The sequence below is a fragment of the Pseudomonas putida genome (assembly GCA_041071465.1).
GTDB classification, from domain to species: Bacteria; Pseudomonadota; Gammaproteobacteria; order Pseudomonadales; family Pseudomonadaceae; genus Aquipseudomonas; species Aquipseudomonas putida_P.
The window spans coordinates 4,861,227-4,873,594 of the sequence record CP163498.1 but is presented as its reverse complement, the minus strand read 5'-3'; the positions used below and the strand labels follow the sequence as shown (position 1 = coordinate 4,873,594).

Genomic DNA, 12,368 nt, shown 5'->3' with positions numbered 1-12,368 from the left:
GCCGATCAGCACTCCCACTCGACGCGGCTGAACAGGTACCCCTTGCCCCACACGGTCTTGATCTTGCGTGCTTCGCCAGCGTTGTCGTCGAACTTGCGCCGCAGTTTGGAGATGGCCACGTCCACCGAGCGGTCGGTGCCATTGAACTCGATGCCACGCAGTTGTTGCAGGATACGGTCGCGGTTCATCACCTCGCCGGCATTGCGCGCCAGCACCACCAGCAGGTTGTACTCGCCGCTGGACAGCTCCACCTCTTCGCCGCGCCAACTGACCGTGCGCTCGGCCAGGTCGATGCGCAGGCCGCCGATCAGGATCAGGTCGTTGTCCAGCCGCGGCTCGTTGACACTGCTGCGGCGCAGCAGCGTACGCACGCGCGCCAGCAGCACGCGTGGCTCGCAGGGTTTGGTCACGTAGTCGTCGGCACCCATTTCCAGGCCCAGTACCTGATCATGGCTGTCGTCGCGGGCGGTCAGCATGAGAATTGGCAGGCTCTGCGACTCCTGGCGCAGCAGGCGGCACAGCTGCAGGCCATCGATGCCTGGCAGCATCAAGTCGAGTATGACCAGGTCGGGCTTTTGCCGGCGGTACTCGTCCAGCACATGATCGCCCCGGGCGATCACCTGGACATGGAAGTCGTTGCGTTGCAGGTAGCTGGCGATCAACTCGGACAGGGCGCTGTCGTCTTCGACCAGTAAAATATTCGGCATAGGTGCTTGGGAGTCTGGGTTGAGGTATACCTGTGCCCGCGAAGAAGCCGGCACAGGAACACTCAGGATATAGAACACTACCGCGCCACAGGCTTGTTCTTCACACTTTTTCACACTCGCCCTACAGGTATTAACAGCCGCCCAGGCAGCACCTGCCTTAGCATAGACACGGTCATCATCGGAAGATCCGCATGCCTACTACCCTCTCCCCGCGCCTGCGCCCATTGGCGCTCCTGGCGTTCCTGAGCCTGTCCCTGGCCGGCTGCGGCGACAGCGCCGAGCAAGACGAAAAAGCCCCCACCCCGCAAGTGCGGGTGGAAACCTTGCAACTGCAACCCCTGGCCATCAGCAGTGAGCTAAGCGGCCGTATCCTGGCCCCGCGCACCGCCGAAGTGCGCGCGCGGGTCGCTGGCGTGGTGCTCAAGCGGGTGTACCGCGAAGGCAGCGACGTCAAACAGGGCGATGTACTGTTCTTGATCGACCCGGCGCCGTTCAAGGCCGACCATGACAGCGCCCGCGCCACCCTGGCCAAGGCCGAGGCGACCCTGTACCAGGCGCGCTTGCAAGAGCAGCGCTACCGCGAGCTGGTCGATGACAAGGCCGTCAGCCGCCAGGAATACGACAACGCCAAAGCCAGCTTCCTGCAGGCCGACGCTGCAGTGGCCGAAGCCAAAGCAGCCCTGGAGCGGGCTCGCCTGAACCTCGGTTACGCCACTGTGACCGCGCCGATCTCCGGCCGTATCGGCCGCGCCCAGGTCACCGAAGGCGCGCTGGTCGGGCAAAACGAGACCACCCCGCTGGCGACCATCCAGCAACTGGACCCGATCCATGCCGATGTCACTCAGTCGACCCGTGAGCTGAACGCCTTGCGCCGCGCCCTGCGTGCTGGCGAGCTGCAACAGGTAGGCGACAGCCAGGCCCGCGCCACCCTGATCCAGGACGACGGCAGCGCCTACCCGCTGCCGGGCAAGCTGCTGTTTTCCGACATCAGCGTCGACCCCAGCACCAACCAGATCACCCTGCGCAGCGAGTTCCCCAACCCGGACCTCGACCTGCTGCCCGGCAGCTACGTGCGCGTACGCCTGGAGCAGGCGGTGCAAGCCAAGGGCCTGAGCGTGCCGCAACGCGCCATCCTGCGCGACAGCGCCGGCGTGCCGAAGGTGCTGGTGGTCGACCAGCAGGCCCGCGTCAGCGACCGTCAGGTAGTCCTGGGCAGCGCCCAGGGCGACCGCTGGATCGTCAGCGAGGGCCTGGCCGCCGGCGAGCGGGTGGTGATCGAGGGCCTGCAGCACGTCAAGGCCGGCGACCAGGTGCAGGTCGACACCACACCCGGTGCCCCTCCCATCGCTCAGCACATCGGCCAGTGAGGGCCTGATCAATGCCGCAATTCTTCATCGATCGCCCGGTATTCGCCTGGGTGGTCGCACTGTTCATCCTGCTGGCCGGTGCGCTGGCCATCCCGCAACTGCCGGTGGCCCAGTACCCCAACGTGGCACCGCCACAGGTGGAGATCTACGCCGTGTACCCAGGCGCCTCGGCGGCGACCATGGACGAAAGCGTGGTCAGCCTGATCGAGCAGGAACTCAACGGCGCCGACAACCTGCTGTACTTCGAGTCGCAGAGCAGCCTGGGCAGCGCCACCATCACCGCCACCTTCGCCCCAGGCACCAACCCGGACCTGGCCCAGGTCGACGTGCAAAACCGCCTGAAGGTGGTCGAATCGCGCCTGCCACGCCCAGTCACCCAGCAGGGCCTGCAAGTGGAGAAGGTGTCTACGGGCTTCCTGCTGTTGGCCACCCTCACCTCCGAAGACGGCAAGCTCGACGAAACCGCGCTGTCGGACATCCTTGCCCGTAACGTGATGGACGAAATCCGCCGCCTCAAAGGCGTCGGCAAGGCTCAGTTGTACGGCTCCGAGCGCGCCATGCGCATCTGGATCGACCCACGCAAGCTGATCGGCTTCAACCTCACGCCCAACGACGTGGCCGAGGCCATCGCGGCGCAGAACGCCCAGGTCGCCCCTGGCAGCATTGGCGACCTGCCCAGCCGCGACACCCAGGAAATCACCGCCAACGTAGTGGTCAAGGGCCAGCTGAGCACGCCTGAAGAATTCGCCGCCATTGTCCTGCGCGCCAACCTGGATGGCTCCACGGTGACCATCGGGGATGTCGCCCGGGTCGAGATCGGCGCCCAGGAATACCAGTACGGCACGCGCCTGAACGGCAAGCCGGCCACCGCCTTCAGCGTGCAGCTGTCGCCGGGGGCCAACGCCATGGAAACCGCCACCCTGGTACGGGCGAAGATGCAGGACCTGGCCCGCTACTTCCCGGAAGGCGTCAAGTACGACATCCCCTACGACACCTCGCCGTTCGTCAAAGTGTCGATCGAGCAGGTCATCAACACCCTGTTCGAAGCCATGCTGCTGGTGTTCGCAGTGATGTTCCTGTTCCTGCAGAACCTGCGCTACACGCTGATCCCGACCCTGGTGGTGCCCGTGGCATTGATGGGCACCTTCGCCGTGATGCTGGCCATGGGCTTCTCGGTCAATGTGCTGACCCTGTTTGGCATGGTGCTGGCCATCGGCATCCTGGTCGACGATGCCATCGTGGTGGTGGAAAACGTCGAGCGCATCATGGCCGAAGAAGGCCTGCCGCCCAAAGAGGCCACGCGCAAAGCCATGGGCCAGATCAGCGGGGCGATCATCGGTATCACCCTGGTACTGGTGGCGGTGTTCCTGCCCATGGCCTTCATGCAAGGCTCGGTGGGGGTGATCTACCAGCAGTTCTCGCTGTCGATGGCGGTATCGATCCTGTTCTCGGCGTTTCTTGCCCTCAGCCTGACCCCGGCATTGTGCGCCACCCTGCTCAAGCCCGTGGCCAAAGGTGAGCACCACGCACGCAAAGGCTTCTTCGGCTGGTTCAACCGCCGCTTCGAAAGCATGAGCAACGGCTACCAACGCTGGGTGGTACAGGCGCTCAAGCGCAGTGGCCGCTACCTGGCGGTGTACGCAGTGCTGCTGGCGGTGCTGGGCTACGGGTTCAGCCAGTTGCCCACGGCGTTTCTGCCCACCGAAGACCAGGGTTACACCATTACCGACATCCAACTGCCGCCCGGTGCCAGCCGCATGCGCACCGAACAGGTAGCCGCGCAGATCGAGGCGCACAACGCCGAGGAACCGGGGGTGGGCAACACCACCTTGATTCTCGGTTTCAGCTTCTCCGGCAGCGGGCAGAACGCGGCGCTGGCCTTCACCACGCTCAAGGACTGGTCCGAGCGCGGCACCGATGACAGCGCCCAGTCGATCGCCGACCGCGCGACCATGGCCTTCAGCCAGCTCAAGGACGCCATCGCCTTCTCGGTACTGCCACCCCCAATCGACGGCCTGGGCGAATCGACCGGCTTCGAGTTCCGCCTGCAGGACCGTGGCGGCATGGGCCACGCCGAACTGATGGCGGCCCGTGACCAGTTGCTGGCAAGCGCCGGCAAAAGCAAGGTATTGACCAACGTGCGTGAAGCCTCGCTGGCGGAAAGCCCGCAAGTGCAGCTGGAAATCGACCGCCGCCAGGCCAATGCCCTGGGCGTATCGTTTGCCGATATCGGCACGGTGCTGGACGTGGCTGTGGGCTCCAGCTACGTCAACGACTTCCCCAACCAGGGCCGCATGCAGCGGGTGGTGGTGCAGGCCGAAGGCAACCAGCGCAGCCAGGTCGAGGATTTGCTGAAAATCCACGTACGCAACACTAGCGGCAAGATGGTGCCACTGGGCGCGTTCGTCCAGGCCAAATGGGTCAGCGGCCCGGTGCAGCTGACCCGCTACAACGGCTACCCGGCGGTGTCGATTTCCGGCGAACCGGCGGCCGGCTACAGCTCCGGTGAGGCCATGGCCGAAGTCGAGCGCCTGGTGGCGCAGCTTCCAGCCGGTGCCGGCCTGGAATGGACCGGCCTGTCCCTGCAGGAACGCCTTTCCGGCAGCCAGGCACCGATGCTGATGGCGCTGTCGTTGCTGGTGGTGTTCCTGTGCCTGGCGGCGCTGTACGAAAGCTGGTCGATCCCGACTGCGGTACTGCTGGTGGTACCACTCGGCGTGCTGGGTGCAGTGCTGGCCGTGACCCTGCGCGGCATGCCCAACGATGTATTCTTCAAAGTTGGCCTGATTACTCTGATCGGCCTGTCGGCGAAGAATGCCATCCTGATCATCGAGTTCGCCAAGCACCTGGTCGATCAGGGCGTGGACGCCGTCGACGCTGCCGTACAAGCCGCCCGCCTGCGCCTGCGGCCGATCGTGATGACCTCGCTGGCGTTCATCCTCGGCGTGGTGCCACTGGCCATCGCCAGCGGCGCAAGTTCCGCCAGCCAGCAAGCGATCGGCACCGGGGTGATCGGCGGCATGCTCAGCGCCACCCTGGCGGTGGTGTTCGTGCCGGTGTTCTTCGTGGTGGTGATGCGCCTGTCCGGGCGGCGCCAGACGCAAAACGCTGCCACGCATCCGGTGGCCGGTGAAAGCTGACTGGACAAGCCCCGCGTGAAATGGGAGGGTTCCCGGCAATGACTGCCCGGAACCCTTTTTCATGCCTGATGCATTTCCCCCCTGCTCCATCCTCATCCTTGCCGGCGGTCGCGGGCAGCGTATGGGCGGCCGCGACAAGGGTTTGATCGACTGGCAGGGCGAACCCTTGGTGGCGCATGTACAGCGAGTGGTGCGCCCGCTGAGCGACGACCTGGTGATTTCCTGCAACCGTAACCAGGAGGCCTACCGGGCGTATGCCGACCAGGTGGTGGGCGATGCCGAGGCGGACTTCCCCGGGCCTTTGGCGGGAGTGATTGCCGGGCTCAAGGTGGCACGGCATGAATGGGTTGTGCTGCTGGCCTGCGATGCACCACGTGTCGATCAGGTGTTGATCGAAGACCTGCTGCGGCTGGCGAAGGCCAATGACAGTGCGGCGATGGTGCGTCAGGGTGAGTATTGGCAGCCGATGTTCAGCGTGCTGCCAAAACGGGTGTTGCCGGTGCTGGAACAAGCCTGGGCGGCGGGTGAGCGGAGCTTGCAGAAGGCCTTGCTGCGCGAGGCGGTGCAAGGGCTGGCGTGTGCCGACGATGATTGTCGGCTAAGCAACTTCAACAGCCCGGAACTGCTGCAAGGCTGAGATCCTCTGCTGCCTGTGCCGGCCCCTACATCAATTGGCAGTCAGTTCCTCGACGCTGATCTCGCGCATCCTGAACTTCTGCACCTTGCCGGTCACCGTCATCGGGAACTCGTCGACAAAGCGGAAGTACCGGGGCACCTTGAAGTGCGCAATTCGCGCCTTGGCCCACTCTCGCAGTTCTTCTTCACTGGCAGCATGCCCTGGGTGCAGCCGCACCCAGGCGACGATCTCTTCGCCATACTTGCTGCACGGCACGCCAATCACCTGCACATCGGCCACCGCTGGGTGGGTGAAGAAGAACTCTTCCAGCTCACGCGGGTAGATGTTCTCACCGCCGCGAATGATCATGTCCTTGCTGCGCCCGACAATCCGCACATAGCCTTGTTCGTCCATCACTGCCAGGTCGCCGGTGTGCATCCAGCCGTCTTCATCGATGCTCTCGGCCGTGGCCTTGGGGTTGTTCCAGTAACCCAGCATCACGCTGTAGCCACGCGTGCACAGCTCGCCAATCTCACCGCGCGGCACTGTGCCGCCGTCGTTGTCGATCACTTTGTTCTCCAGCCGTGGCTGGGTGCGCCCCACGCTGGTCACGCGGCGCTCCAGGTCGTCAGTGGCGCCGGTCTGTAGCGACACCGGGCTGGTCTCGGTCATGCCGTAGGCAATCTGCACCTCGGCCATGTGCATCTCGCCAATCACCCGGCGCATCACCTCGATCGGGCACGTAGCGCCGGCCATGATCCCCGTGCGCAGGCTCGACAGGTCGAACTCGCCGCGCTGCGGGTGGTCCAGCTCGGCAATGAACATGGTCGGCACGCCATACAACGCCGTGGCTTTCTCCTCCGCCACCGCGCGCAGGGTAGCCAAAGGGTCGAAGGCATCGTTGGGATAAATCAAGGTGCTGCCGTGGGTCATGCAGCCAAGGTTGGCCATGACCATACCGAAGCAGTGGTACAGCGGCACCGGCACTACCAACCGATCATGTTCGGTCAGGCCCAGGCTTTCACCCACCATGTAGCCGTTGTTGAGAATGTTGCTGTGGCTGAGGGTGGCGCCCTTTGGGAAGCCGGTAGTCCCCGAGGTGTACTGGATGTTGATCGGATCGTCGCAGCGCAGTTGTGCCTGCCGCTGGGCCAGGGCCTCGCGGCTGACGGCCTCGGCGCGGGACTGCAGGTCGTGCCAGGCGAGGAACCCAGGTGGGGGCGCAACGGCCAGACTGACCACGCCACGCAGTTCGGGAAAACGCTCGCAGATCAGCGCGCCCGCTTGACCGCTGGCCAGGCCAGGTACAAGGCCCTGCAGCATGGCGTGGTAATCGGAGGTCTTGAACGCATCGGCACAGATCACCCAACGGCAGCCGGACTGGCCGAGCGCATAGTCCAGCTCGCTGGAGCGGTAGGCCGGATTGATGTTGACCAGGATTGCGCCAACCTTGGCGCTGGCGAACTGGGTAATGCACCACTCGGCGCAATTGGGCGCCCAGATACCCAGGCGGTCACCGGGCTGCACGCCCAGGGCCATCAGCGCGCGAGCATGCTGGTCGACGGCCTCGGCCAGTTGCCGCCAGGTGTAGCGAAGGGCCTGGTGGCGCACCACCAGCGCCTCGCGCTCGGGAAAGCGAGCGACAGTGGCGTCGAAGGCGTCGCCGATGCACTGGGTAAGCAGGGCCTTGTCCTGGTTGCCCTGGGAGTAGCTTGGCTGGGGCATGGGCGTTCTCTTGTTGTTCTTGTGTTTTTTGTACCGGCCTGTTCGCGGGTAAACCCGCGAACAGGCCCACACCGATCTAGCGGATGAACACCTGGGGCGTCGTGGTAGACATGTCACCACCCGGCAACTTGATGTTCTTCACTTTCTCCAACGTTTCCGGGTTGAACACCGCCAGGTCGTTGAAGGTGCCGCCCAGGTACAGTTTGTCGCCCTTCTTGTCGAAGGTGACGCAGTAGTAAGTGTGCTCCAGGTTAGCCGCCTTGATCAGCTTGCGCTGTTTGATGTCGAACTTGGCCAGGCGGTTGAGCACGCCGTAGATCTGGTTCGGGTCCTTGGGCGAGCGCAGGCCGGTGAAGTACAACTCAGTCAGGTCGGCGAACTCCTGGGTGTGGGTCTTGCCGGTCTTCAGGTCGACGCTCAGGTAGCCATACAGCGGCTCGGCGGTGGCCGGGTCCTGCTTGTCGTCCTTGAACTTGGCAATGGTGTACAGCATGGTGAACTCGTGGCGCGGACTCTGGTGCGGCCAGAAGTACAGCACGTCCGGGGCGCTGTAGCCCTTGCGGTTCCAGTTGCGCAACGGCAGGGCCACTGTGTATTTGCCGGTCTTCACGTCCATCTTGTAGATGTCCGGCCCTGCGACGAACAGGCTGCCATCGTCAGCGGCGCGCATCAGGTACACCTGGCGCGGCATCGGGAAGGTACGCACCGGCTTGGCCTGCAGGCCATCGGCGGTGCTGAACACCTCCAGCCGCGGCGGTTTGACCACGTAATGGTCGTTCAGCATCTGGGTCGGGTTGACCGTGGCGTACACTTCCTTGCCATCGGGGCTGATGGCGAACGAGTACATCGACCGGCCGACTTCGCCTGCCACGCTGGACAGGTTGGCGCGGAAGGTGTTCTTGCAGGTGTCCAGGTCGATACCGTAGATGTCGCCGTAGTGGTTGTTGAGCACGTAGGCGGTGCGGTTGTCCGGCGCCATCATTGCGGTGCCAGGGCCGAACTTGTCGGGCATCTGGCAGCTTTTGTAGACCGTGTCACTGGCCACATCGACCACATGCAGGTTGTTCGGGTAGTTGGTCACGATCATGTATTCGTGGCCAGCCTTCAGTGCCGGCCCGGTGTCGTCGGCCTGTACCAGCCCGGCGCAGGCCGTGGCGGCGATGGTGAGCGCAAGTTGCGCGCAGCGTCCAGCTTTCATGCGGTTTCCCCTTGTCATTCTTGTTGGGCCGTCACTTGTCTTTCGGGAACACGGTGCCGAGGTTGCGCCAGTCGTCCGCCGAGTTGGTCGCCTGGGCGTTCCAGTCCTGGTAGGTGCTCATCATGTCCGGCACCTGGGCTGGCCACCAGCAAGGGTCGGAGCAGCCATACAGGTCGGCCTCCATCGGTTGGCACAACGAGCTGACGCCGCCAAAGGCATCCACTTCCCAGCCCGGGTCGGTGGTGGCCGTGCAGCCTGCCACCGCGCTCATGGCCATCACTTCTTCGACACGGTCTTCGGCGGCGGCCTGCTCCAGGATGCGCGCCTTGTTGTTCAGGGGCTTCAAGTGCTTCATGTCAGTGCGCCTTCCGCGGGGTGATGTAGCGATCGATGAAGGCCGGGTTGGCGGCCATGATGCGGCTGTAGACTTCGATGCCGAAGTCCACCCAGTCGCGCATCAGTTCGCAATAGTGGTAGGTCGGGTGCTGCGGGTCGCCGTAGCGTGCATAGCTTTCGTGGTAGCAGCCGCCCGAGCACAGGTTGCGGATGCGGCAGCTTTCACAGCCGGTGTTGCTACGGTCCAGGCGTTGTGACAGGAAGTCGTTGAGCTGCGCCTGCTTCACCCCTTGGTGCACATTGCCGAAGGTCGGCAGGCTGGAGCCGGTGAAGCGGTGGCACAAGTTCAGCTCGCCCTCGTGGTCAACCGCCAGCATCTTCAGCCCGGCGCCACACGGCAGGGCCTTCTTGTGGCCTTCGTGGATGTCGGTGATCAACTGGTGCAGGTTGGAGAAACCGATGTTGCGGTGCTCCAGCGCCGCCTCCAGGTAACGCCGGCCGAGGGCCTTCATGTTGGCGAACACCTGCACCAGCTCTTCGCTCGTGAGGTTGAAATCGGCCATGTCGCCCGAGGTCACCGGGGCAAAGCCGACTTCGGCGAAGCCCATTTCATTGAACAAGTGGTTCCAGATGGTTTCGACATCGGTAATGCCACGGGTCAGCGTGACCCGCGCGCCCACCGGGCGGCTGGTGTAGCGCGACAGCAGCAGGTCGGCCTTGCGCCGCACCACGTCATAGGTGCCCTGCCCACCCACGGTGATGCGGTTACGGTCGTGCACGGTCTTGGGGCCGTCGATGCTGATCGACAGGCCGAAACGGTGGACGTTGAGCCAGTCGATGATTTCTTCGGTCAGCAAGGTGGCGTTGGTGGTCATGATGAACTCCACCTGCTTGCCCGCCTCGGCGAAACGCCGTTCGCAGTAAGCCACCATGTGCTCGATCAACGGCCGGTTGGACAGTGGCTCGCCACCGAAGAACACCACGCTGTAGCGCTCCTCGTTGGGCGATTCCTTGAGCAGCATCTCCACCGAGGCCTCGGCGGTGGCGGTGCTCATCTTCTTGCCGGCGGAAGGCTTGTCCAGGTCTTCCTTGTAGCAATAAGTGCAGCTGAGGTTGCAGCCAGTGTTGACGTTCAGAACCACGGTGTTAAGCGCGGTGCGTTCGACCTGCTTCAGGGCGATTTCCGGGGTCAGCGGCGAGCCGTCGCTGACCAGCTCCAGCGCGATCAGCTCGCGCAGGGTGTCCTGGATATCGTCGCCGGCAAACTGCTGGCCAAGGCGCTGCATCAGCTCCTCGGCCGAGCAGCCTTGCTGGCGCAAAGCGTCGATGATGCTGCCGGTCACCGCATCGGTGGCAAACAGCGAGCTGCTGGGAATATGGAACAGCATGCGGTCGGCATCGACCTGCACTTCGTGCAGGTTACGCTCGACCAGGTTCAGTAGTACGCCCATGGCGACCTCCCGATAATCGATCCGTTGGAAAACCGTTGCGCCCTGCCGTTATGGCAGCGGCGGGTTGTTCCAGCGCTGTACGGTGACGATCATGTGCCCTTCGCCGGTCTGGCCACCGTCGGCCAGCGTGGCGATGACTTTCAAGTTACCGGCGTTGTTGGTCATCATCTTGCGCTCGGGGTTGGGCCCGGCACCGCCTGGTACGAACACGCCATCAGCCTGCATCTGCCCGGCGAACTTGACGTCTTCGTCCTCGACCGCACGCTCGTTGAACGGCTCGACCTTCCAGGTGGCCGGCAGGTAGCCGATGCGCAGCGGTTGTCCGCTGGCGTCTTTACCCCAGGCTTCGGCCTCGAAGCGGCCCTGCACTTTCGGCACCGAAGCGCCGTTCTCGCCAATGCGGGCGATGGAGAACGCCGGCACCACCTTCACTTCGTCGACCTTGTCGTAGACCGCCAGGTTGACACCTTTGAGCGCGCCCACCGCAACCTCGCGCTGGCCAGGCTTGGCGTCTGCCGCGGCGCGGGCCTTGACCCGTACCAGGGTCGGGGTTTGCTCCAGCACCTCGGTCACTTCCACCCCTGCACCCAAGTCGGGCTTGCCGTCCAGGCCGCTACCCACCAGGGTGATCTCGCTTTCGCCGCCGGCCTTGATGAATGCCGGCTGAACCGCCAGCAGGCGCGCCTTGCCTTCCTTCGCCGCAGTGAAGTCCAGGCCGCGTTCATCGTGTTCGGCTTCGAACATACGGCCTTTCATCTCGCCATCCAGCGCGGCGAACACCTGGCGCAGGTTGGCATCGCCGACCTTGACGTTGCCACGCCACTCATAGCCGTTGTAGAGGATCGCCGTGCCGCTGCCGTTGAACGGCGTGCCGTCGGCGTAAGCGCCCTTGACCTCGACCTTGAAGGTATCGCCCTCCCCAGCCGTGACGCTCATCACCCCACGTACGTCGCCCTTGGCAAGCATATGGCCGCTGAATGCCCACTGCCCCGGCAGTGCGTCTGCCTTGGGTTTGGCCTTCTGCCATTCGGCCCAGGCTGCGCTTTCCATCGGGAAGCGCTTGGCAAGCTCCGGCACCACTTGTTGCAGGGCAATCGGCAGCCAATCGCGGTCACGCGCCTGGGCCTGGTACTCAAGGGACGGCCATTGGCCAAGGTGGAAGTTGACCAGGTGTTCCCACTCCTTGGCCGGGCGCCGTTGCAAGGCGACGCGGGCACCGGAGTGGCAACGGCCACAGGTCTCGCTGAGCTGGGTGTCGAAGTGCTCGACGGTATTGAGCCGGCGCTCCATGGCGTAACGCACGCCATCGGTTTCGCTGGGCGCCAGGCCCTGCTTGTCGGCCAGGTACTTGACCAGCGTGCGACGGTCGTCGTCACTGATCTGCAGGCCGTGCATCATCTGCATGCGGGCAATGCTCATCAGCCAGCCTTCCGGCGTCTTGCGCTGGTGGCTGATGCGGCTATAGGTGTCGTTGCCTTCGGGGATATGGCACCCATGCACTTGTTCTGCAACAGGCTCGGGCCCTGCTCGGCCGCCATGGCCTGGGTGCTCAGCAGCGCGGCGGCGACCAGCGCCAGTTTGCCCGCATGCCGCCGGAGTCGAGTCGTCTTCAAGGTCAGACCTCCACGGTTGTTGTTCTTATCGTTTTCGCACGCTTTGGTACAGCAGGTGTGCATGTGACGGTTGTGATACAGGAACTGTGCCAGGTGCTGTAAAAGTGTTGCCTTTCAACCTTTTAGGCAGTTTCCGGGGCTTGGCCAGCAGCACGGATGGCCAATTGCAGCGTGCCATTTCGCGACAGTGTGTTTCAGGTTGAGACAACACCTGA

General features: G+C 64.0%; 8 protein-coding genes and 1 pseudogene. 3 read left to right on the top strand and 6 right to left on the bottom strand.

Annotated elements, in window-relative coordinates; all coding sequences use genetic code 11:
- Positions 1-5: 5 nt before the first annotated feature.
- Positions 6-707 (bottom strand): response regulator, encoded by a 702-nt coding sequence (locus tag AB5975_22480; GenBank protein ID XDR19279.1) that lies wholly within the window; start codon positions 705-707, stop codon positions 6-8.
- A 191-nt stretch (positions 708-898) separates the two neighbouring features.
- On the opposite strand from AB5975_22480, the gene AB5975_22475 reads away from it, so the two are divergent.
- From AB5975_22475 to mobA, 3 genes are all read left to right on the top strand, one after another.
- A complete protein-coding gene (locus AB5975_22475) occupies positions 899-2,074 on the top strand; it encodes an efflux RND transporter periplasmic adaptor subunit (GenBank protein XDR19278.1) in 1,176 nt (391 codons plus the stop codon).
- Positions 2,075-2,085: 11 nt separating this feature from the next.
- Positions 2,086-5,214 (top strand): multidrug efflux RND transporter permease subunit, encoded by a 3,129-nt coding sequence (locus tag AB5975_22470; GenBank protein ID XDR19277.1) that lies wholly within the window; start codon positions 2,086-2,088, stop codon positions 5,212-5,214.
- 61 nt (positions 5,215-5,275) lie between these two features.
- A complete protein-coding gene (mobA, locus tag AB5975_22465; GenBank protein XDR19276.1) occupies positions 5,276-5,851 on the top strand; it encodes a molybdenum cofactor guanylyltransferase MobA in 576 nt (191 codons plus the stop codon).
- Between the two features lie 30 nt (positions 5,852-5,881).
- On the opposite strand, the gene AB5975_22460 is transcribed toward mobA, so the two are convergent.
- The 5 genes and pseudogenes from AB5975_22460 to peaA all read right to left on the bottom strand — a co-directional run bounded on the left by AB5975_22460 (position 5,882) and on the right by peaA (position 12,153).
- Positions 5,882-7,555, bottom strand: coding sequence for a fatty acid CoA ligase family protein (locus AB5975_22460; protein XDR19275.1), 1,674 nt, complete (start codon positions 7,553-7,555; stop codon positions 5,882-5,884).
- A gap of 76 nt (positions 7,556-7,631) precedes the next feature.
- A complete protein-coding gene (gene peaD / locus AB5975_22455) occupies positions 7,632-8,753 on the bottom strand; it encodes a quinohemoprotein amine dehydrogenase subunit beta (protein XDR19274.1) in 1,122 nt (373 codons plus the stop codon).
- Positions 8,754-8,784: 31 nt separating this feature from the next.
- Positions 8,785-9,108, bottom strand: coding sequence for a quinohemoprotein amine dehydrogenase subunit gamma (gene qhpC / locus AB5975_22450; protein XDR19273.1), 324 nt, complete (start codon positions 9,106-9,108; stop codon positions 8,785-8,787).
- A 1-nt stretch (position 9,109) separates the two neighbouring features.
- Positions 9,110-10,540 (bottom strand): quinohemoprotein amine dehydrogenase maturation protein, encoded by a 1,431-nt coding sequence (gene peaB / locus AB5975_22445; protein XDR19272.1) that lies wholly within the window; start codon positions 10,538-10,540, stop codon positions 9,110-9,112.
- 48 nt (positions 10,541-10,588) lie between these two features.
- Positions 10,589-12,153: pseudogene (peaA, locus tag AB5975_22440) on the bottom strand (quinohemoprotein amine dehydrogenase subunit alpha).
- Between the last annotated feature and the right edge of the window lie 215 nt (positions 12,154-12,368).

Coding starts and splice junctions, on each gene's coding strand:
- AB5975_22480 (XDR19279.1), bottom strand. CDS start 707: ATGCCGAATATTTTACTGGTCGAAGACGACAGCGCCCTGTCCGAGTTG.
- AB5975_22475 (XDR19278.1), top strand. CDS start 899: ATGCCTACTACCCTCTCCCCGCGCCTGCGCCCATTGGCGCTCCTGGCG.
- AB5975_22470 (XDR19277.1), top strand. CDS start 2,086: ATGCCGCAATTCTTCATCGATCGCCCGGTATTCGCCTGGGTGGTCGCA.
- mobA (XDR19276.1), top strand. CDS start 5,276: ATGCCTGATGCATTTCCCCCCTGCTCCATCCTCATCCTTGCCGGCGGT.
- AB5975_22460 (XDR19275.1), bottom strand. CDS start 7,555: ATGCCCCAGCCAAGCTACTCCCAGGGCAACCAGGACAAGGCCCTGCTT.
- peaD (XDR19274.1), bottom strand. CDS start 8,753: ATGAAAGCTGGACGCTGCGCGCAACTTGCGCTCACCATCGCCGCCACG.
- qhpC (XDR19273.1), bottom strand. CDS start 9,108: ATGAAGCACTTGAAGCCCCTGAACAACAAGGCGCGCATCCTGGAGCAG.
- peaB (XDR19272.1), bottom strand. CDS start 10,540: ATGGGCGTACTACTGAACCTGGTCGAGCGTAACCTGCACGAAGTGCAG.